Origin of the sequence: Micromonospora sp. MH99, assembly GCF_021442385.1 — a bacterium.
Taxonomy (GTDB): domain Bacteria; phylum Actinomycetota; class Actinomycetes; order Mycobacteriales; family Micromonosporaceae; genus Micromonospora.
Window position 1 is genome coordinate 50,635 of record NZ_MUZA01000009.1, and the last position, 21,460, is coordinate 72,094.

Genomic DNA, 21,460 nt, shown 5'->3' on the forward strand with positions numbered 1-21,460 from the left:
CATCCCAGAGGAGAGCCTTCCCGTGCCCGACCTGTCCAAGCTGCCACCCGACTTCCTCTGGGGCGTCGCCACGGCGGCGTACCAGATCGAGGGGGCCGTCGACGTCGACGGCCGGGCGCCGTCCATCTGGGACACCTTCTCGGCCGTCCCCGGCAACGTCGACAACGGCGACACCGGAGCGGTGGCCTGCGACCACTACCACAGGTGGCCGGAGGATCTCGCGTTGCTGCGCCGGCTCGGCGTGGACGCGTACCGGTTCTCGGTGGCCTGGCCCCGGGTGATGCCCGACGGCGTCGGGCGGGTCAACCCCGCCGGGCTGGACTTCTACGACCGGCTCGTGGACACGCTGCTCGCCGACGGGATCCGGCCGTTCGTCACGCTCTACCACTGGGACCTGCCGCAGGTTCTCCAGGACCGCGGCGGTTGGCCGGAACGCGCCACGGCCGAGGCATTCGCCGACTACGCGGCGGTTGTCGCCGCCCGCCTCGGTGACCGGGTGGCCGACTGGAACACGGTCAACGAGCCGCTCTGCGTGTGCTGGATCGGGCACCTGGACGGGACGATGGCTCCCGGCGAGCGGGACCTCACCCGCGCCGTGCACGCCTCGCACCACGCGCTGCTCGGGCACGGCCTGGCCACCCAGGCGATCCGGGCCAACGCCGCCCGCGCGGCGTCGGTCGGTCTGGTGCTCAACCTCAGTCCGATCGAGCCGGCGACCGACCGACCCGAGGACGTCGCGGCGGCCCGGCGGGCCGACGGGCACGTCAACCGCTGGTGGCTCGACCCGATCCACGGTCGCGGTTACCCCGCCGACATGATCGCCACGTACGGGGTCGAGCCGCCGGTACGCGGTGACGACCTGGCGGTGATCGCCACGCCCACCGACTTCCTCGGTGTGAACTACTACTTCCGTCAACTGGTCGTCGACGATCCGACCGGCCCGGCGCCGTACGCGAAGCAGGTGCCGGTGCCCGGTTCGGTGGAGACGGCCATGGGCTGGGAGATGTACCCGGCGGGCCTGGAGCGGCTGCTCGTCGACGTGCACGAGGAGTACCGGCCGGGCCGGATCATCGTCACCGAGAGCGGCTCGGCGTGGCCGGACGAGGTCACCGCCGACGGCACCGTTGAGGACAAGGAGCGCACCGACCACCTGGAGCAGCACCTGGCGGCGTGCGCGTCGGCGGTGGCCCGGGGGGTGCCGCTGGACGGCTACTTCGTGTGGTCGCTGCTGGACAACTTCGAGTGGGCGTACGGCTACGACAAGCGCTTCGGGCTGGTGCACGTCGACTACGCCACGCAGCGGCGGACGGTGAAGGCGAGCGGCCTGCGCTACGCCGAGCTGATCCGCGCCCACCGCCACCTCGCCCGCGCCACCGACGCCGCCGCGCCGGTGGCCTGAGGCCGCGGGTCCCGGGCGCCGCGGCCGGCGGCGCCCGGGACCGCACCACGGTGGGCTCTGTGCGTAATTCGCCCGCTTATGTGTCACTGCCGCTAGTCTGGGCCGGTGCGGGACGGACCGGAGAACGAGACGACGACGGACGAGCGTCACTCGTCCCGGGTGGCGTTCGAGGTCAACGGCGACCGCCGTGAGCTGACGCTGGACAACCGCACCACCCTGCTCGACGCGCTGCGCGAGCACCTGGGCCTGACCGGGGCGAAGAAGGGCTGCGACCACGGCCAGTGCGGCTCCTGCACGGTGCTGCTGGACGGCCGCCGGGCCAAGAGCTGCCTCGTCTTCACGGTCACGGTGGACGGCCGGTCGGTGGTGACAGTCGAGGGGCTCGCCGGTCCGGACGACCTGTCCCCGTTGCAGGCCGCGTTCGTCGCGCACGACGCGTTCCAGTGCGGCTACTGCACCCCCGGGCAGCTCTGCTCGGCCCGGGGCATGCTCGACGAGGTCGCCCGGGGCTGGCCCAGCGCGGTCACCGACGACCTCGACTCACCGCCCGAGCTGACCGACGCCGAGATCCGCGAGCGGATGGCCGGCAACCTCTGCCGCTGCGCCGCGTACCCGCACATCGTCGCGGCCATCCGCGAGACGGCGACCGCGCCGTGAGGCCGTTCCGCTACCACCGGCCGGCCGACGTGGCCGACGCCGTCGCCGTGCTGGCCGGCGAGCCGCACGCGGCGTACCTGGGCGGCGGGACCAACCTGGTGGACCTCATGAAGCTCGGGGTGCAGCGGCCCGAGCTGCTGGTGGACGTGACCCGACTGCCGCTGGACACGGTCGAGGAGCTGCCCGACGGCGGGCTGCGCATCGGCGCGACAGTGCGCAACAGCGACCTCGCCGCCCACCCCGCGGTTCGCCGCGACTACCCGGTGCTGGCCCGCGCTCTGCTCGCCGCGGCGTCCGGTCAACTGCGCAACCTGGCCACGACCGGCGGCAACCTGTTGCAGCACACCCGCTGCGTCTACTTCCAGGACACCGGCAAGGCGTGCAACAAGCGCGACCCGGGCAGCGGCTGCGCCGCCCTGCACGGGCAGAACCGCGACCTGGCCGTGCTGGACTGGTCCGAACAGTGCGTGGCCACCCACCCGTCGGACCTGGCGGTCGCCCTCGCCGCGCTGGACGCCGTGGTGGAGGTGCACGAGTCCGACGGCCCCCGCGACGTCCCGCTCGCCGCGCTGTACCGCTCCCCCGGCGCGCACCCGGAACGGGAGACCACCCTGGCCCGGGGCGCGCTGATCACCGCCGTCCGGCTACCGCCGCTGCCGGCCGCGCGCCGCTCGGCGTACCTCAAGGTGCGCGACCGGGCGTCGTTCGCCTTCGCCGCCGGCTCGGTGGCCGCGGTGCTCGACCTCGACGGCGACGTGGTCCGCGACGTCCGCCTGGCGTACGGCGCGGTGGCGCACCGGCCGTGGCGGGCGTACCGGGCCGAGGAGGAGCTGCGCGGTCGGCTGTTCAGCCCGGAGCTGGCCGCGCGGGCCGCCGACGCCGAGTTGGCCGAGGCCCGGCCACTCCGGCACAACGGCTTCAAGCTGCCACTGACCCGGGCCATCACGGTGCGGGTGCTCAGCGAGCTGGCGGCCTCGTGAGCACCGGCGCGGTCGGTCGGGCGCATCCCCGGCTGGAGGGCCGGGAGAAGGTCACCGGCACGGCCCGGTACGCGGTCGAGTACCCGGTGGACGGCGTCACGTACGGCTGGGCGGTGCCGGCGGCGGTGGTCCGGGGTCGCATCACCCGCGTCGACACCGACGAGGCGCTGGCGTCGCCCGGCGTGCTCGCCGTACTGCACCACGGCAACGCGCCCCGGCTGGCCCAGGGTCCGGAACGGGAGCTGTGGCTGTTGCAGGAGCCCGCGGCGCACTACCGGGGGCAGTTCGTGGCGGTGGTGGTCGCCACCAGCCTGGAGGCCGCCCGCGAGGGCGCCCGGCTGGTCCGGATCGACTACGACGCCGGCCCGCACAGCACTGTGCTCGCCGCCGACCACCCGGGCCTGTACAAGCCGGAGCACGTCAACCCCAGTTACCCGACGGACACCGCCGAGGGCGACTTCGACGCCGGGTACGCGGCCGCGCCGGTGCGGGTGGACGTCACCTACCGGACCCCGGCCTACCACAACAACCCGATGGAGCCGCACGCCACGACGGCGCAGTGGCACGACGGGCGGCTGGTGGTGCACGACTCCAACCAGGGCCCCGTGGCCGTACAGGCCACGCTGGCCGAGCTGTTCGAGCTGCCCCAGGAGTCCGTGCGGGTCATCACCGAGCACGTCGGCGGCGGCTTCGGCAGCAAGGGGTACACCAAGGCTGCGGTGGTGCTCGCCGCGCTCGCCGCCCGGCACGTGGACCGCCCGGTCAAGCTCGCGCTGACCCGCCAGCAGCTGTTCGGGCCGATCGGCTACCGCACCCCGACCATCCAGCGGGTCCGCCTCGCCGCCGATGCGCACGGACGGCTCACCGCCATCTGCCACGACGCGATCAGTCAGACCTCGACCATCCGGGAGTTCGCCGAACAGACCGCCGTCTACACCCGCAGCATGTACGCGGCCCCGCACCGACGCACCACCCACCGCCTGGTCCGCCTCGACGTGCCCACGCCGTTCTGGATGCGCGCTCCCGGTGAGTGCCCCGGCGCGTACGCCCTGGAGTCGGCGATGGACGAGCTGGCGATCGCCGTGGGGGTCGACCCGGTGGAGCTGCGGATCCGCAACGACGCCCAGGTCGACCCCGACCAGGGCGAGCCGTTCACCAGCCGCAACCTGGTGGCCTGCCTGCGCGAGGGGGCGCAGCGGTTCGGTTGGACCGGCCGGGATCCCACGCCCCGGGCCCGGCGCGACGGGCGGTGGCTGATCGGCACCGGCGTGGCCGGATCGAGCTACCCGGCCCGGGCTCGACCGTCGTCGGCGGCGGCCACCGCCCGACCCGACGGCACCTTTCTGGTACGGATCGACGCCACCGACATCGGCACGGGCGCCCGGACGGCGCTCTGGCAGGTGGCCGCCGACGCGCTGGGGGTGCCGCCCGAGCGGGTCGAGATCCGCATCGGCGACAGTGACCTGCCGGTGGCCCCGCTGGCCGGGGGCTCGATGGGCACGGCCTCGTGGAGCTGGGCCGTGATCCGGGCCTGCGAGGCGTTGCGCGGGAAGCTGCGCGAGGGCGCGTCGCCGGACACCGAGGTCAGCGCCGAGGCGGACACCACCGACGAGGTGGGCGGGCAGCCCACCCGACCCCGGTACGCGTACGGGGCGCAGTTCGTCGAGGTACGGGTGGACGCGGACACCGGCGAGGTGCGGGTGAACCGGCTGCTCGGGGTGTTCGCCGCCGGTCGGGTGGTGAACCCGACGACGGCGCGCAGTCAGCTGATCGGCGGCATGACGATGGGGCTGTCGATGGCGCTGCACGAGGAGGGCCTGCTCGACGAGCGCTACGGCGACTGGGTCAACCACGACCTGGCCACGTACCACATCACCGGCTGCGCGGACGTCGAGGCCGTCGAGGCGTACTGGCTGGATGAGCGGGACGACGAGCTGAACCCGGCCGGGGTGAAGGGCATCGGCGAGATCGGCATCGTCGGCACCGCGGCGGCGGTCGCCAGCGCCGTCCACCACGCCACCGGCGTCCGCATCCGGGACCTGCCGATCCGGTTGGACAAGCTCATCGGAGTTTCAGGCTTGGCTTAAATAAGCCGGTGGTGATATAACTGTCGCCGTGCACGCCTTCGACGTGCTGGGCGACCCGGTCCGGCGCCGCATCCTGGAACTGCTCGCCGACGGCGAGCAGACCGCGGGCGCGGTCAGCGCGGTCATCCGCGACGAGTTCGGCATCTCCCAGCCCGCCGTGTCACAGCACCTCAAGGTGTTGCGGGACAACGGCTTCGCCACCGTGCGGCCCGAGGGCGCCCGGCGGCTGTACGCGGTCGACCCACGCCCGTTGCGCGAGGTCGACGGCTGGTTGGAGCACTTCCGCCGGTTCTGGACGCCACCCCTGGCGGCACTCGCCACCGAGCTGGCCCGGGGCCGACGCGACCGTCGCCTGCGCGGGCCCGCCGACCCACCCGAGGAGAGGAACACCTGATGTTCGACGCGACCGAGCAGATCAACGCCGTCCAGCGGCAGGTCGGCAGCCGCACCCTGGCCGCGGGCGAGGCCCGGGTGACCACGATCAGCCAGACCTACCAGGCGACGGCCGAGGACCTGTGGGACGCCTGCACCAACGCCGAGCGCATCCCCCGCTGGTTCCTGCCGATCAGCGGCGACCTGCGACTGCACGGCACGTACCAGCTCGAGGGCAACGCCCACGGCACCGTCGAGAGCTGCGAGCCTCCGCACCGCTTCACCGCCACCTGGGAGATGGGCGGCGAGGTGAGCTGGATCGAGGTGCGGGTCACGCCGGTCGGCGACGAACAGGCCCGCCTCGACCTGGACCACATCGCGCACGTCGACCAGGACCGGTGGGCACAGTTCGGGCCGGGCGCCGTCGGCGTCGGCTGGGACCTGGGCCTGCTCGGTCTCGCCACCTACCTCTCCGGCGACGGCAGCGGCGTCCGGCCGGAGGACAGCGCCGAGTGGGTCGCCTCCGCCGAGGGACGACGCGCCATGGAGCTGAGCAGCCAGCTGTGGTGCGAGGCGAGCATCGCCGCCGGCACCGACGCCGACGAGGCCAAGGCCGCCGCCGAGCGCACCACCGCCTTCTACACGGGCGCCCCCCAGGCCTGAGCGACGCCGACGACGGCGGCCGCCGACCTGCCGCCGCCGTCGTCCGGCGCACCCGGCTCGGATTCGAGCCTGACGTGAATCCGACTCATCGGTTGGATCAGCGCCCTGTCCTAGATCCGGTAGGGTCACGCAAAGCGTTGCCGTGCTGTCGCAACGTAATTGCCCACTGGATCACCTGGGGGTGCCGTGATGAGCCGACGGTGGGCGATCCTGATCGGAGCCAACGCTTGCGGGTATGACGTCAACCTGCCCAGCCTGCGCTACGCCGAGGACGATGCGCGGGCGGTGCGGGCGGTGCTGCTGGACGAGCGGATCGGCACGTTCGACGACGGCGACGTCGACCTGTTCATCGGCGAGGGCGCCAGCTGGCGCGAGATCAAGGCCCGGCTGCGCGAGCGGGTGCTGGAGTCGCGCCCCTCCGACGTGCTGCTGGTCTACTTCGCCGGCCACGCCCTCGTGCCGGAATGGGGCACGCAGTCCGACGCGTATCTGGTGACTGCCGACCTGGAGGCCGACGGGCTGCGCCGCGAGCCGGACAACGGACTGCGAATGGCGTTCCTCAAGCGGGACGTCTTCGAGGCGTTCGCCGGCACCTCGTTCCTGATCCTCGACTGCTGCCACGCGGGCGTCTACCTGGACTCGGAGCTGCGGCACACCGAGGCGATGCAGACGTACCGCACCCAGGTCGACAGGCACAGCGCCCTGCTGGCGTGCCCGAGTGGCGCCGCTGCCCGGGAGAGCGAGGAACACCGGCAGGGCGTGCTCACCCACCAGCTGCTGCGGGCGTTGCGCGGCGAGGCCGCCGACCCCGGCGGCCGGGTCTCCTTCGCCCAGATGGCCACCTTCGTCGCCGAGCAGGGCATCCACCCCGCGCCCGGGCAGCTCGTCCACATGTGGGGTCCGACCACTGTGCTCACCCAGCCGCCGGTGTCCCGACACGAGCGGCAGTCATTGACGGCCCCGGTCAACTCCGGCACGATCCGGCCCTGCAAGAACCCGCTCGACGACCTGTCCAGCTCGATCACGCAGCTGCTCGGACGGGTATTCCGCTCGCAGTCTCGTCCACCGCGTTCCGCCCAGCAGGCGGGGCACGCCGAACGGGTCGAGGTGATCCGGTACGCCCTGGAGGCGGACTCGGTGGCGGTGGTGGAATCCGGCCCCACGGGTATCGGCCAGGTCACCTCCACGGCCCGGTTCAACAAGGAGGAGCTGCGGCCACTGCTCGAACTGAGCGCCGCGGACACGACCCTGGTCCGCACCTCCTCCCCCGGGCACGTGGTGGCCGACGACGCCGGCCGACGGATCCTCTGCGTCCCCCTGTCCCAGGAGAACAGCCGCAACCTCACCCTCGCGGTGGTCGATCCCGCCCTCGCCGCGCTGGACATGGGCGAGCCGTTGGCCACCATGCTGCGGGCCATCTGGAACTCCGATGTCCGCGACGATCCGGTGCACGCCGAGATGCAGGTGCTCACCGCCCTGCGCTCGGCCTACGGCCGGCTGCCGGTGGATCTGTACTCGCACGCCTTCAGCCTGTACCAGAAGCTGATCGAGTCGCTGATCATGGTGTTCCAGCCGGTGATGTCGTTGGACCGGCGGCCCGCCGGGGTGGGCATCCACAGCTACGAGGCACTGGCGAGGCGGCTGGAGACCGACGTACGCGCGCCGGTAGCGGCCCTTCAGATGGCGTACGCCTGGGGCGACCGCTTCGTCATCGAACGCGACGCGCTGCTGCTGGCCAAGGCGATCGACTCGTACGCCGAGGCCGACGTCGCGTCCGTCTTCGACGTCACCAAGCCGATCTCGGTCAACGTCGCGGTGCGCTCCCTGCTCAGCGACGCGTACATCACCCAGGTGCGCACGGCGATCATGGAAGCCAACCTCGATCCGCGCACCGTCACGCTGGAGATCTCCGAGCAGGACCCGATCCGGCCCGCTCCCGGCGAGGTGTGGCCGCAGGAGCCACTGACGTACTTCCACCGTCGACTGACCAGCCTGGCGCGTGACCTGGAAATCAGCTTCGCGGTGGACGACTTCGGGGTCGGTTACTCCTCGCTCGCCCGGATGGCGGAGCTTCCGTTGACCCAGATCAAAGTGGACCGGGCCGTCCTGCACCACCCGCTGGCCGTCGAGGAACTGGACCTGGTGACCCGGGTCGCCCGCTACGCCAGCGACCTCGGCCACGCGCCGAACCCCCGCGCCGTCATCGTGGAGGGGTTCGACGAGCAGGCGCCGGTGACCCTCAAGCAGATCTACGACCTGCGGATCCGGCACGTACAGGGCTTCATCTGCGGGGAGACCGCGTCGACGTCGTTGCGTCCGCTCGGGCAGAGCGTCCGGGAGCGGATCGCCGCGATGGCGAGAGGTGAGGATGACTAGCGTTCGACTGTTGTTGCCGCCCGAGGTTGTCGCCGAGCTGCGCCTGCCGCACGAGGGCGTTCGGGACGCGGGCGCCCTGACCCTGGCCATCGAGGGAATCAGCGTCCTGGCGAACCTGGCCACGCTGGCCACCCTGCAACCGCAGGCCGAGGCGCTGGTCTCCGCCATCCGAGGTTGGCGGCTGCGCGATCCCCGCCCGACGGTGACGCTCACCGCGCGAGGCCCGGGCCTGGACCTCACCATCGAGCTGCCCCGCAACGTGAGCCGGGCGCAGCTGCTCGACCAACTGCGCCCGCTGCTCGACCACCACGACTGAACCTCGGGCGGCGCGTCGATCAGATCGGGCGCGGGTAACGTGCTGCGACATGACCGGTCCGCCGTACTCGCACTGCTCCTACTGCGGCGCCGCCTACCCGGCGGCGGCCGGCTGGCCGCGGGTCTGCGCGGTCTGCGGCGAGACCGTCTGGCGCAACCCGCTGCCCGTCGCGGTAGCGGTGCTCCCGGTCCGCACCGCCGACGGCCTCGGCGTGGTGGTCGTGCGCCGGGACATCGAACCGGCCCGCGGGCTGCTCGCGCTGCCCGGCGGCTTCATCGAGTACGGCGAGGAGTGGTCCGACGCGCTCGTGCGTGAGCTGCGGGAGGAGACCGGGCTGGTCGCGGCGGCCGAGGACGCCCGACTCTTCGCCGTGCACGGCGCCCCGGCGGGCGGCACCATGATGGTCTTCGGAGTGCTGCCCGAGCGGGCCGTCGAGGACCTGCCGCCATCGGCGCCCACGGAGGAGGCCACCGAGTGGCTGGTGCTCACCGACCCGGTCGAGCTGGCGTTCTCCACCCACACGCGGGTCCTCAAGGATTTTCTCACCCCCTGACCCCGCGATCTTGCACTTTCTGTCGCGACACAAGGGGCATCTCGGTTCATCTCGGCGACCGAAAGTGCAAGATCGACGCAGGTGGTGTCGGGCGGGACGGACGGTCAGTGGTTTGTGGCGCCGGCGCGGTAGCCGCTGGCCTGCAACTCGAACAGCTCGCGGTAGAGGCCGCCGGCCGTCATCAGCTCGTCGTGGTTGCCCTGCTGGACGAGGCGACCCCGGTCCATGACGAAGATCCGGTCGGCGTGCCGGACGTTGGCCAGCCGATGCGTGATCAGGACGACCGCCCGGTCGGGCCGACGGCGCAGGTGCTGGAACAGGGCATGTTCCGCGCGGGCGTCCAGGGCCGCCGACGGCTCGTCGCAGATCAGCAGGGCGGCGTCGCGGTAGAGCCCACGGGCGGCGACGAGCCGCTGCCACTGCCCGCCGGACAGCTCGTGACCGTTCTTGAACTCCCGGTCCAGCAGGGTGTCGTAGCCGTGCGGCAGACCGACGATCATGTCGTGGGCGGCGGCCGCCGCGGCGGCCTCCTGCACGTCGGGGCCGGGTTGGTCGGGCGTACGGTCGTGCCGGCCCACGCGGATGTTCTGCCCCGCGGTGAACGGGAACTTCCAGTACTCCTGCGTCATCACGGCCACCTGCGCGCCGAGCGCCCGCGGATCCAGTTCGGCGGCGTCGACGTCGTCCCAGCGGATCGTCCCGCCGGTCGGCTGGTAGAGCCCGGCGATCAACTTGGCCAGGGTGGTCTTGCCGGAGCCGTTCTCGCCGACCAGCGCGATCACCTCACCGCGTCGGATCGTCAGGCTGACCCGGTCCACCGCGGGCGTGTCGGTGTCGGGGTAGCGCAGGCTCACCTCGTGCAGGTCGATCGTCTCGACGCCGTCGACCACCTGGTCGCCGCCGACGGGCACCCGGCCCTGCGCCCGGGTCAGAAAATCCCGGTAGTCCTGGTAGTAGAGGGCGTCCTCGTACAGCGAGTTGGTGGCGACGACCGCGACCCCCAGGCTGGTCCGGGCGGACTGCAGGGCGAGCAGGGCGGTGGCCGCGGCGGCGAGGGCGACCATGCCGGCCAGCAGCAGGCCGCCGAGCACGGCGTACACCCCGAAGGTGGCCAGCCCCGCCACGCTGGCGCCGGCCACGCGGGTGCCGGCCTGCGAGCGCACCAGCCGCAGTTGGGCGCGGGTCTCGACGGCCATCACAGCGCGGTACTCGGCGAGCAGGAAGTCGCGCATCTGGTAGGCGCGCACCTCGGCGGCGGTGTGCCGGTTGGCCATCAGGTGGGCGAGCATCCACATCCGCCGGCGGCGGGTGATCCGGGCCAGCATCGCCAGGTACTCCCGGCGGGCCATCCGCACCGCCGTGATCGCCTGGGGCACGGCCGCGAGCAGCAGGCACGGCAGCAGCAGCGGCTGGATGACGGTGACCGCCACGGCGGTGGCGAGCATCCCGACGACGCCGGTGACCAGGTTGACGGTGTGGTCGACGATCCACGCCGCCTCGCCCATCCCCCGGTCGCGGACCCGGTCCATCTCCTCGGCGAACCCGGCGTCGTCGAACGCGGCCAGATCCACGGCTGTGGTGGCCTCGAACAGCCGCAGCTCCACCTGGTAGTTGATCTGCGGGGTGAGTCGCGCCTGGGCCCAACCGGCCGCGATCGTCAGGCCGCCGCGCGCCGAGACCGCCGCCGCGGCCACGATCAGCGCCGGCAGGGCGGAGCGCACCCGGTCCGGGGTGGGACCGGCGGCGAAGAGTTCCCGCAGCACGCTTGTCGTGGCGAGCAGGCCGAAGGTGGTCATCACGCCGGCGGCGACGTTCAGGCCGATGGAGGCGACCGCGTCCATGCGGTTGGTGGCCCAGGCCAGCGCCACCGCCTCCCGCACCAACCTCGGCAGGCGGCGGGCCACCGCCCAGAAACTGGTGTGCGCGAACGTGTTCGCGTGGTGCATCCAGGCGGCGTCCTCCAGCTCGGGAAGCATGGAGCCGTCAGTGGGCGGGTCGATCGGCTGGTCGTCGTCGTGGGGCGCGGTGCGCGGGCGGGCCATCGAGTCCACGGACGCTCCTCGGGGGGGCGGGAAGCACGAACGCCGCCCGAGACTACTGCCAGCGACCGCCTGATGTCTTTAGGTAGTCGGCGCGTCGTACGGGTGTTTCACACAGTCGGCGCGACGTCCTCGGTGATCGGCAGCAGCACCCGGAACGTGGTGTTCCCGGGCTCGGTCTCCACGCGGATGTCGCCGTGGTGCTTCTTGACCACGATCCGGTACGAGATGTCCAGCCCCAGACCCGTGCCGGCGCCGACCGGCTTGGTGGTGAAGAACGGCTCGAAGATGCGCGGACGCACCTCGGGCGGGATACCGGGACCGGTGTCCGTGATCTCCACCGCCAGCAGCTCGCCGACCCGGCCGGTGCGGACGGTCAGCACGCCCTTCTCCCCCATCGCGCCCAACGCGTTGTCGATCAGGTTCGTCCACACCTGGTTCAGCTCGGCCGCGTACGCCGGGATCGGCGGGAGCGACCTGTCGTACTCCCGGACGAGCTTGACCTCGGCGGGGACCTTGCCCTTGAACATGACAAGCGTGGCGTCGAGCAGGTCGTGCACGTCCACCACCCGGTGCGGGGCGCGGTCCAACTGGGAGTACTGCTTGGCGGCGCCCACCAGACCCGAGATCCGGGTCACCGCGTCGCCGATCTCCCGCATCAGCAGCTCGGTGTCGACGGTGTAGGACAGCCACCGCACCGCGGCCTCCAGGTCCGCCGGGCCGACGGCCGCCTTCACCTGAGCGAGCCAGGCCGCGTCGAGACCCCCGCCGACCAGGATGGGCGCCAGGTCCCAGGCGCCGCCCACCCCGTGCTCCTCCAGCCAGTCGGTGAGGACGTCCTCGGCGTCGGCGGTGGCCACCGGGCTCAACTTCGGCGCGGTCGCCACCCGGGCCACCGCCTCCTCCTGCAACGCGACAAGCCCGTGCAGCGCCCGGCCGTCGAGCCGACCGTCGGCGATCATCGCGAGCTTGTGCCGCATCCCCGCGACCCGGTCGCGCAGCACCGACGTGGCCCGCACCGCCGCCGCGGCCGGATTGTTCAGCTCGTGGGTCAGCCCCGCCGAGAGCGAGCCGAGCGCCAGCAGCCGCTCCCGCTCGCCGACGATGGTCTGGCTGTCCCGCATGCCGAAGAACAGCCCCTCCAGCAGGTGCATCGGCATCGGGAACCAGGACCGCAGGGCGTACGCGAAGTCCTCCGCCGGCAGCACGAAGAAGTCCGAGTCGACCACCGCCCGCAGACTGTTGCGGTAGGTCTGCTCGACCTGGTCACCCAGGTACGCCTGGGTGGCGCCGCCGTACACCCCGGGCTGGTCGGTCCGGCTGACCTCGACGTCGTCGCCACGGACCTGACGGCTCAACGCCACCGCGCCGCGCAGCAGCACGAAGAAGCAGGTGGCGGCCTCCCCCTCGCCGTACACGAGGGTGCCGCCGGCCCGCTGCTCCACCCGGCCGTGCTCGACCAGCCAGTCGAGCTGTTCGTCGTCGAGCGCCTCGAACAGGAACAGGGCACGCAGCTGCGCGGGCGTCGCCCGCTCCGACGGGATGGTCATCGGGTCTCCTTCGTTCGCGACTGCGGGGCTCGCAGAACCGGCTCACTCCTCGCGCTCACTGGGCCTCCAGGTAACGGTGCACGAGCGAGACGGCCATCGCGCCCTCGCCGACGGCCGAGGCGACCCGCTTGACCGACTCGGCACGGACGTCTCCGGCGGCGAACACCCCCGGCACGCTGGTCTCCAGGTGGTACGGGTCGCGCGACAGCGACCACCCGGCCGGGCGCCGGCCACCGCTCAACAGGTCCGGGCCGGTGACGATGAAGCCACGCCCGTCGCGGACGAGCACGCCGTCGAGCCAGTCCGTGCGGGGCTCGGCGCCGATGAAGATGAACAGCCAGGAGGTGTCGACCGTGCGGGCCTGCCCGGTGCGGGTGTCGCAGAGGTTGAGCTGTTGCAGGTGGCCCTGCCCGCCTGCGCCGACGACCGCCGTGTGCGGGTGCACGGTGATCCGGTCGATGCGTTCCAGCTGGTCGATCAGGTACCGCGACATCGACGCCGTGAGGTCCGCGCCGCGGATCAGCAGGTGGACGCGGGCGGCGTACCGGGAGAAGTGCACGGCGGCCTGGCCGGCCGAGTTGGCCCCACCCACGATGTAGACGTCCTGGTCGACACAGCTGGGCGCCTCGGTGGCGGCGGCACCGTAGAACACCCCCCGGCCGGTGAAGTCGGCCAGGCCGGGCGCGTCGAGCACCCGGTAGGAGACCCCGGTGGCCAGCACCACCGTGTGCGCGGCGATCTCGCTGCCGTCGCCGAAACGCAGCAGCCGGGCCCCGCCGGCCTCGCTCAGGCCGACCACCTCCCGGGCGCTGAGCAGCTCGGCGCCGAACTTCACCGCCTGCCGTCGGGCCCGGTCGGTCAACTGCGCGCCGGAGACGCCGTCCGGGAAACCCAGGTAGTTCTCGATCCGGCTGCTCTGCCCGGCCTGCCCGCCGGTCGCCCGCCGCTCCACGAGCACGGTGCGCAGCCCCTCCGACGCGCCGTACACGGCCGAGCCCAGGCCCGCCGGACCGCCGCCGATCACCACCAGGTCGTAGAAGTCGGACGCCGGCACCACTGTCAACCCGGCCAGCGCGGCCAGCTCGGTCTCGTTGGGGGCCACCAGGGCCTTGCCCTCGGCGGTCACCACCAGGGGTACGTCCGCCTCGGTGGCCCCGGCCGCGTCGAGCAGGCGGGCGCCCTCCGGGTCGTCGGACAACAACCAGCGGTACGGCACGAGGTTGCGGGCCAGGAAGTCGCGGACCTTGAACGACGGCGCCGACCAGCGGTGCCCGACGACCCGGATCTCGACGCTCGTCGCGTCCGGGGTGACCGACCACGCCTCCAGCAGGCCGTCGACCACCGGGTACAGCTTCTCCTCCGGCGGGTGCCACGGCTTGAGCAGGTAGTGGTCCAGGTCGACCACGTTGATCGCCTCGATCGCCGCGTCGGTGTCGGCGTACGCGGTGAGCAGCACCCGGCGCGCGGCGGGGAAGATGTCCATCGCGGCTTCGAGGAACTCGACGCCTGTCATCTCCGGCATCCGGTGGTCGGCCAGCAGCAGCGCCACCTGCTCGCCGCGCAGCTTGACCTCCCGCAGCGCGTCCAGCGCCTCCGGCCCGGAGGCGGCCCGCAGCACCCGGTAACGGTCGCCGTAGCGGCGCCGGATGTCCCGGGCCACGGCGCGGGACACCGCGGGATCGTCGTCGACGGTCAGGATCACCGGGTTTGCCATGGCGCCAATAGAACCACCCCGCAGGGCCCGGTCGCACCACCGCGTGGGCACCGACGCAGGCGTGAGAAGGTCCGGGACGGGTAAGCGGCACCGCCGCGGGCGGTGTGCGACCGCCGACCCGCCGGCGGTCGCACACCTCCGGGGGGCTGATGACGGACGCGTCGCCGACCGAACCGACGACGTCGGGTCGAGTCGTGGAGCTGCGGGTGCACGGCGTCTCCGGGGCGGGCGCCGACCAGGTCCTCAACCGGCCGTACGTGCACCAGGTCGCCGGGGACCGCAGCGGCGGGTTCTTCCGCCCCCGACCGGGCTACCCGGACTCGACCGGTACGGACGGGGTGACGCTGGAGGCGTACCGCTGGAGCGACCTGCCGTCCGGTACGGCCGTACGGACGCTGTCGCTGGTGTTCCTGTTGCCGTTCATGCTCTGCAACGTGGCGCTCTGGATGCGCCCGGAGAGCCTGCCGGGGAAACACGTGATCGTCGCGCTGTGTCGGGTGCTCGCGCTCACCCTGACGATGCTCTACGTGCTCTCCATCGTCGGGATGGCGGTGGACCTCATCGCCTGGCGCTGCATGGGCACGCCGGCCTGCACGGCCGGACGGAACTGGCTGTCCTGGCTCGGCGGGCGTCCGCCCGGGGTACGGCTGGGTGTGTCCGCCCTGGCACCGGTCGCCGCGATCGGGATCGTGTGGTGGCTCGGCGCGCGCCCGAGCCACTCGTTCGACGCCTTTCGCACCGGGGCGACCCAGGAGACCTCCGTCCAGCAGTTGAGCGCGGTCGGCCAGTGGGACGGGACCCCGGTGGTGGGACGGCTGCGCTCGGTGCACGTCGCGGCCGCGTTCGCGACGCTGGACGGCAGCCTGCTCGCCGCCTGGGACAGCGAGAACGAGTCGTTGGTGCGGGCAACGCTGGCGGTGGCGACCGGGGCCGTTCTGCTCACCTGCGTGGTGATGCTGACGAGGGTGCGGGGCATGGACCGCCCCAGCCCGGTGCCCCGGCTGGAGGCGGCCACGCGCGGGCTGCGCACGATCGCCTGCGGCCTGACGATCCTGGTGATCGCGTACACCCTGACCAGCCGCGAGCCGTGGCCGCAGAGCAGGATGCTGCCCGGCTACAGCGCCACCGTGGCCTGGTTGTTCGTCAGCCAGACCGTCCTGCTGGTGATCCTCGCGGCGGTGGTGATCTGGGTGCGCGGCAGTAGGCGACGCGCCGACGGGAAGCGGCTTTCCCGGCTGCGCGCGCTGGGCTCTCCGGTGTTCGTCACGATCGCCGCCGGGCTCGCGGTGGCGTTCTCCGCCGAGTTGGTCTACCGGGTTGCCGACGTGTTGGACCGCGGCGGCGGGCCCACCGCGCCGGAAGCCTTCAGCCCGCCACTGGCGTACAAGTGGGCGATCTTCGGGTTTTTCCTGGCAGTGCTGGCCGCGCTGCTGGTGGGCGTGGTGGCAACCGTGGCGACCCGTCCCAGCCGGTGGCGGGCCGCGCGGGCGATCGTGGCCGCCGACTTCCCGGACGCACCGCCGGAGGCGGGGGCGCGGCTGCGCCGGGTCGAGCAGGCGGTGGCGCGGGCCCGGTTCACCGAACGGCTGGAGCCCCTCACCGTCGTCTACGCCGGCTCCGCCGCGCTAGGACTGGCCACCAGTTTCCTCGGCCTGCTCCAGATCTACCCCGGGGACGTGTTCGAGCAGTACGTCGGTGTGCCCGACAGCTTCGTCAACTTCCTCATCGGGGCGGGCAGCTACACGATCGCCGCGATCCTGGTCGGGCTCGTGATCGGCGGCATCTTCGCGTACCGGACGGCCGGGTTCCGCCGGTACGTGGGCGTTCTGTGGGACCTGGGCACCTTCTGGCCCCGGGGGGCGCACCCCTTCGCTCCACCCTGCTACGCCGAGCGGGCCGTGCCGGAGCTGACCAAGCGGATCACCTACCTCGTGGACCAGGGCGCGGGGGTGCTGCTGGCGGGGCACAGCCACGGCTCGGTGCTGCTCGCGGCCACGCTGCTGCAACTGCCGCCGCGGGTCACCGACCGGGTCGCCCTGCTCACCTACGGGTCGCCGCTGAGCCGGCTGTACTCGCGCCTGTTCCCCGCCTACGTCGACGAGTCGTCGCTGCGGGAGATCGGCGAGCGCGTCGGCTGGCGCTGGGTGAACCTGTGGCGCGACACCGACCCGATCGGCGGGTGGATGTTCGCTCCGCACCGGCCCGGGGACACCGGAACGCTCACCGGGCCGGAGACGGCGGTGGACCGCCGGTTGACCGACCCGCAGGGCGTGATGCCGCCGCCCAGCGACAGCGTGCCGCCGCCGATCCTGGGCCACTGGCCGTGCGAGTCACAGGAGGAGTTCACGCAGGCGGTGCGGGACCTGGCCGGGCGGCTGCGCGCACAGCGCCGGACGACGGACTGAGGCGGCGGCCGGATATCGTCGCCGGGTGAGCCCGTCCAAGCAGCCCGAGCGTCGACTGATCGCCTCGAACAAGAAGGCCCGGCACGAGTACACCGTGCTGCGCACGTACGAGGCGGGCATCGTGCTGGTCGGCACCGAGGTGAAGTCGCTGCGCGAGGGGCGGGCGTCGCTTGTCGACGCGTTCGCCCACGAACGCGACGGCGAGATCGTGCTGTACGGGCTGCACATCGCCGAGTACAGCTACGGCACGTGGACCAACCACGCGCCGCGCCGCAACCGCAAGCTGCTGCTGCACCGCTCCGAGATCAGCCGGATTTTGGAGAAGGTTCGCGAGGGCGGGGTGACGCTGGTGCCGTTGTCGATGTACTTCGACAACGGCTGGGCCAAGGTCGAGCTGGCCCTGGCCAAGGGCAAGCGCGCGTACGACAAGCGCCAGACCCTCGCCGAGCGGGACGCCAACCGCGAGATCGCCAGGGAGCTGGGCCGGCACCTGAAGGGCCACCCCCGCCGCCCCTGATCGGCATGTCTCCGCGCGGCACGCCGCGCCACCGTTGACGACGTCGGCAGGGCGTGGTGTGCTCACTTCAACGCCGTTAATGAAAACGGTAGTCGTTTCCGAATGCGGAGGAGAATCATGTCGCTCACTGTCCCGCCAGCCCTGCTGCACGCCGCCGAGCGCGGCCCCGTCGACGACGAGGAGTTCATCGCCTGCGTCCGCGACTCCCTGCCGTACGCCTGGGCCACCGTCAGCCGGGTGGTGGCCGACCTCGACGCCCGCGACGCCGACCTGGCCGACAACACCGTCCCGCCACCCACCGACGAGGATCGGGGTCAGCTGTTGCGGGCACTCGCGAGCGACGCCATCCGCGCCGGCTTGGAGCGACACTTCGGTGTCCGGCTGGCCTTTCAGAACTGCCACCGCGTCGCCGCGTTCCGACCGTCGGCCGTCGACGGGGAGCGCTACCGCCGCTTCGTGTCGACCCGCGGCCAACTGCTGAACCAGTCCCCCGGACTACGCAACTGCTGACCCCCGCCCGCGGTGGGACGGGCCCGGACCGGCCCGTCCCGCCGCAGGTGCGGCACGAGAAGCCCCCTCTCGTACGCAGAAACGAGCGCAGTGCCGGCTTCCTGCCCGCATCTGCGGGGGCTAGGGTGGCCCGGTGACGATGTTCCGCATCGGCGAGGCCGCCGACCTGCTCGGCGTCAGCGCCGACACGATCCGCCGCTGGGTGGACGCCGGGCGGTTGCCCGCCGGGCGCGACGAGCACGGCCACCGCGTCATCGACGGCGTCGACCTCGCGGCGTTCGCCCGCTCGCACGCCGCCGACCCAGACGCGGGAGCGGAGTTCTCCTCCGCCCGCAACCGGCTGCGCGGCATCGTCGTCGACGTCCGCAAGGACACGGTGATGGCTCAGGTGGACATCCAGGCCGGCCCGTTCCGGGTCGTGTCGCTGATGAGCCGGGAGGCGGTGGACGATCTCGACCTCCAGGTCGGGTCGATGGCCGTCGCGGTGATCAAGTCGACGACAGTGGTGGTGGAGCGGGCCACGCCCACCCGGGCGAGGGTCGGCGGGTGAGCGGCCGGAGCGTGCTGGCGACGCTGACGGCGATCGCCGTACTGGCACTGACCGGCTGCGGCGGAGGCGACGACCCGGCGGGCGACGACGCCGACGGCCGGGTCACCGGCACGGTGACCGTGTTCGCCGCCGCCTCGCTGACCGAGTCGTTCACCCGGATCGTCAGCGACTTCGAGGCCGCCAACCCGGGCGTCACCGTCACCCTCAACCTCGCCGGCAGCTCCGCCCTGGCCAATCAGATCAACCAGGGCGCCCCGGCGGACGTCTTCGCCTCGGCCGCGCAGAAGAACATGGCGACGGTGACCGAGGCCGGTAACGCCGAGGGCACACCGAGCGTCTTCGCCCGCAACCAGTTGGTGATCGCGGTGCCCGGCGGCAATCCGCGGGGCGTGACCGGGCTGGCGGATCTGGCCCGTCCGGGGGTGAAGGTGGCGCTCTGCGCCGACCAGGTGCCGTGCGGCGCGGCGGCACGAACCGCCCTGACCGCGGCCGGCGTCGCGTTGACCCCGGTCACGTTGGAGCAGGACGTCAAGGGGGCGCTCGCCAAGGTGAAGCTCGGCGAGGTCGACGCGGCCCTGGTCTACCGCACGGACGCCCGCGCGGCGAGCGCCGACGTGACCGGAGTCGAGTTTCCCGAGTCGGCGCGGGCGGTCAACGACTATCCGATCGTCGCGCTGAAGGACGCGCCGAATCCGGCCGGCGCGCGGGCCTTCGTCGCGTACGTCCGCTCGACGCCGGCACAGGCGGTCCTCGCCGGGGCCGGGTTCCAGGCGCCGTGAGTCAGGCCCTTGCCCGTGTCGTGCCGCGCCGACGGGGGCGGGTGCCGGCGGCGCTGCTGATCCCGGCGGGGCTGGGCCTGCTCTTCCTCGTCCTGCCGCTGGCCGGGCTGGTGGTCCGGGCGCCGTGGACGACGCTGCCGCAACGGCTCACCGCGCCGGGGGCGCTGACCGCGCTGCGACTGTCGGTGCAGACCGCGACCCTGGCCACCGGGCTCTGCCTGCTGCTCGGGGTGCCGCTGGCCTGGCTGCTGGCCCGGGTCGAGTTTCCCGGCCGCCGGCTGGTCCGCGCCCTGGTCACCGTGCCACTGGTGCTGCCACCGGTCGTCGGCGGCGTGGCGCTGCTGCTGGTCTTCGGCCGGCGCGGGCTGCTCGGCGGCTGGCTCGACGCGACGTTCGGCGTCACCCTGCCGTTCACGACCGCGGGTGTGGTGCTGGCCGAGGCGTTCGTCGCCATGCCGTTCCTCGTCATCGCCGTCGAGGGTGCGCTGCGCGCCGCTGACCACCGCTACGAGGAGGCGGCCGCGACGCTCGGCGCCGGGCGGTGGACCACCTTCACCCACGTCACGCTGCCCCTGGTGGCACCGGGTCTGGCCGCCGGCGCGGTGCTGTGCTGGGCGCGGGCGCTCGGCGAGTTCGGCGCCACCATCACCTTCGCCGGCAACTATCCCGGGCGTACGCAGACGATGCCGCTGGCCGTCTACCTGGCGTTGGAGACCGACCTGGAGTCCGCGATCGTGCTCAGTCTGGTGCTGCTGATCGTCTCGGTGGGCATCCTGGCCGCGCTGCGGGACCGCTGGCTGGCCAGCCCGTGACCGCGCCGATGGACGAGACCAGAACCGCGCCGCTGGACGCTGCCGGACCCGCGCCGCGGGACGACGAGGCCGGGCCCGCGCCGCTGCTCGACGCCCGGCTCGTCGTCGACCGGGGCTCCTTCCGGTTGGACGTGCCGTTACGGGTCGCGTCGGGCGAGGTCGTCGCGCTGCTCGGGCCGAACGGCGCCGGCAAGACCACCGCGTTGCGCGCGCTGGCCGGGTTGCACCCGCTCACGGCCGGGCACGTCACCCTCAGCGGCGTCGACCTGGATCGGCCGGCGAGCCGGGGCTGGGTGCCCACCGAACGCCGCCCGATCGGCGTGGTCTTCCAGGACTACCTGCTCTTTCCGCACCTCGACGCGCTGGACAACGTGGCCTTCGGGCCGCGCCGGCACGGCGTCGACCGGCGGACGGCGCGGGCCACGGCCCGGGACTGGCTCGACCGGGTGGGCCTGGCCGGCCAGGCGCACCGCCGGCCCCGGCAGCTCTCCGGCGGGCAGGCGCAGCGGGTGGCGCTGGCCCGCGCACTGGCCGTCGGGCCGTCGCTGCTGCTGCTCGACGAGCCGCTCGCCGCCCTGGACGCCCGCACCCGCCTGGACACCCGCGCGGAGCTGCACCGCCACCTGGCCGCGCACCCGGGCGCCACGGTGCTGGTCACCCACGACCCGCTCGACGCGTTGGCGCTGGCCGACCGCCTGGTCATCGTCGAGGGTGGGCGCGTGGTGCAGGAGGGCGACGGCCCGAGCGTCACCGCCCGCCCGCGCACCGACTACGTGGCCCGGCTGGTCGGGTTGAACCTCTACCGGGGCCGGGCACAGGGTCACGCGGTACGTGTCACGCCGGAGCTGACCCTCAGCGTGGCCGACCGGCTCGACGGGGACGCGTTCGTCGCGTTCCGCCCGGCGGCGGTGGCCCTGCACCCGGCCCGGCCCGACGGCAGCCCCCGCAACACCTGGGCGGGCACCGTGGCGGGCGTGCAGCGCCACGGCGACAACGTGCGCGTGCAGGTGGACGGGCCGATCGGCGTGGCCGCCGACGTCACGCCGGCCGCCGCGGCGTACCTGCGGCTGATCCCCGGCCAGCGGGTCTGGGTCGCGGTCAAGGCCACCGAGACCCACGCCTACCCGGCCACGACCTGACACCCGCGCTGCATGCTGCCGGGGTCGGCGACGGCCCGCGAC

General features: G+C 72.9%; 19 protein-coding genes. 16 read left to right on the plus strand and 3 right to left on the minus strand.

The window, feature by feature from the left end; genetic code table 11:
• The first annotated feature begins 22 nt into the window (after positions 1-22).
• From B0E54_RS07195 to B0E54_RS07235, 9 genes are all read left to right on the plus strand, one after another.
• Positions 23-1,399, plus strand: a complete 1,377-nt coding sequence (locus tag B0E54_RS07195) for a GH1 family beta-glucosidase (RefSeq protein WP_234582476.1) — start codon at positions 23-25, stop codon at positions 1,397-1,399.
• Positions 1,400-1,558: 159 nt separating this feature from the next.
• Positions 1,559-2,056, plus strand: coding sequence for a 2Fe-2S iron-sulfur cluster-binding protein (locus B0E54_RS07200; RefSeq protein WP_234582564.1), 498 nt, complete (start codon positions 1,559-1,561; stop codon positions 2,054-2,056).
• Complete coding sequence (locus B0E54_RS07205; RefSeq protein WP_234582477.1) at positions 2,053-3,036, plus strand: xanthine dehydrogenase family protein subunit M; 984 nt, start codon at positions 2,053-2,055, stop codon at positions 3,034-3,036. The genes B0E54_RS07200 and B0E54_RS07205 overlap by 4 nt, the downstream gene beginning before the upstream one ends.
• Positions 3,033-5,123, plus strand: a complete 2,091-nt coding sequence (locus B0E54_RS07210) for a xanthine dehydrogenase family protein molybdopterin-binding subunit (protein ID WP_234582478.1) — start codon at positions 3,033-3,035, stop codon at positions 5,121-5,123. Before B0E54_RS07205 ends, B0E54_RS07210 begins: the two co-directional genes overlap by 4 nt.
• Positions 5,124-5,151: 28 nt before the next feature.
• Positions 5,152-5,517, plus strand: a complete 366-nt coding sequence (locus tag B0E54_RS07215) for a helix-turn-helix transcriptional regulator (RefSeq protein ID WP_234582479.1) — start codon at positions 5,152-5,154, stop codon at positions 5,515-5,517.
• Positions 5,517-6,158, plus strand: a complete 642-nt coding sequence (locus tag B0E54_RS07220) for an SRPBCC family protein (protein ID WP_234582480.1) — start codon at positions 5,517-5,519, stop codon at positions 6,156-6,158. Before B0E54_RS07215 ends, B0E54_RS07220 begins: the two co-directional genes overlap by 1 nt.
• Positions 6,159-6,347: 189 nt before the next feature.
• Entirely contained in the window at positions 6,348-8,534 is a 2,187-nt protein-coding gene (locus tag B0E54_RS07225) for an EAL domain-containing protein (RefSeq protein WP_234582481.1), read from the plus strand.
• Positions 8,527-8,850, plus strand: a complete 324-nt coding sequence (locus B0E54_RS07230; protein ID WP_234582482.1) for a hypothetical protein — start codon at positions 8,527-8,529, stop codon at positions 8,848-8,850. Before B0E54_RS07225 ends, B0E54_RS07230 begins: the two co-directional genes overlap by 8 nt.
• 49 nt (positions 8,851-8,899) lie before the next feature.
• Positions 8,900-9,403 (plus strand): NUDIX domain-containing protein, encoded by a 504-nt coding sequence (locus tag B0E54_RS07235; RefSeq protein WP_234582483.1) that lies wholly within the window; start codon positions 8,900-8,902, stop codon positions 9,401-9,403.
• A 104-nt stretch (positions 9,404-9,507) separates the two neighbouring features.
• On the opposite strand, the gene B0E54_RS07240 is transcribed toward B0E54_RS07235, so the two are convergent.
• The 3 genes from B0E54_RS07240 to B0E54_RS07250 form a co-directional block, all read right to left on the minus strand.
• Positions 9,508-11,445, minus strand: a complete 1,938-nt coding sequence (locus B0E54_RS07240) for an ABC transporter ATP-binding protein (RefSeq protein WP_234582565.1) — start codon at positions 11,443-11,445, stop codon at positions 9,508-9,510.
• Between the two features lie 107 nt (positions 11,446-11,552).
• Entirely contained in the window at positions 11,553-12,992 is a 1,440-nt protein-coding gene (locus B0E54_RS07245) for an ATP-binding protein (protein WP_234582484.1), read from the minus strand.
• Positions 12,993-13,047: 55 nt separating this feature from the next.
• Positions 13,048-14,706, minus strand: coding sequence for an FAD-dependent oxidoreductase (locus B0E54_RS07250; RefSeq protein ID WP_234582485.1), 1,659 nt, complete (start codon positions 14,704-14,706; stop codon positions 13,048-13,050).
• 149 nt (positions 14,707-14,855) lie between these two features.
• Between B0E54_RS07250 and B0E54_RS07255 the strand changes: the two genes are divergently transcribed.
• The 7 genes from B0E54_RS07255 (at position 14,856) to B0E54_RS07285 (ending at position 21,418) form a co-directional block, all read left to right on the plus strand.
• Positions 14,856-17,111, plus strand: coding sequence for a hypothetical protein (locus B0E54_RS07255; RefSeq protein WP_234582486.1), 2,256 nt, complete (start codon positions 14,856-14,858; stop codon positions 17,109-17,111).
• Positions 17,112-17,136: 25 nt separating this feature from the next.
• Entirely contained in the window at positions 17,137-17,628 is a 492-nt protein-coding gene (smpB, locus tag B0E54_RS07260) for an SsrA-binding protein SmpB (protein WP_234582487.1), read from the plus strand.
• 117 nt (positions 17,629-17,745) lie between these two features.
• Positions 17,746-18,138 carry an SCO5389 family protein gene (locus B0E54_RS07265; RefSeq protein WP_234582488.1) on the plus strand — a complete coding sequence of 131 codons (393 nt, stop codon included), beginning with the start codon at positions 17,746-17,748 and terminating at the stop codon, positions 18,136-18,138.
• A 133-nt stretch (positions 18,139-18,271) separates the two neighbouring features.
• Entirely contained in the window at positions 18,272-18,688 is a 417-nt protein-coding gene (locus B0E54_RS07270; protein WP_234582489.1) for a molybdopterin-binding protein, read from the plus strand.
• On the plus strand, positions 18,685-19,467 hold the full coding sequence (gene modA, locus B0E54_RS07275; RefSeq protein ID WP_374109252.1) for a molybdate ABC transporter substrate-binding protein: 783 nt from the start codon (positions 18,685-18,687) through the stop codon (positions 19,465-19,467). The genes B0E54_RS07270 and modA overlap by 4 nt, the downstream gene beginning before the upstream one ends.
• Positions 19,464-20,279 carry an ABC transporter permease gene (locus B0E54_RS07280; protein ID WP_234582490.1) on the plus strand — a complete coding sequence of 272 codons (816 nt, stop codon included), beginning with the start codon at positions 19,464-19,466 and terminating at the stop codon, positions 20,277-20,279. The genes modA and B0E54_RS07280 overlap by 4 nt, the downstream gene beginning before the upstream one ends.
• 8 nt (positions 20,280-20,287) lie before the next feature.
• Positions 20,288-21,418 (plus strand): ABC transporter ATP-binding protein, encoded by a 1,131-nt coding sequence (locus tag B0E54_RS07285; protein WP_234582491.1) that lies wholly within the window; start codon positions 20,288-20,290, stop codon positions 21,416-21,418.
• Positions 21,419-21,460: the final 42 nt, after the last annotated feature.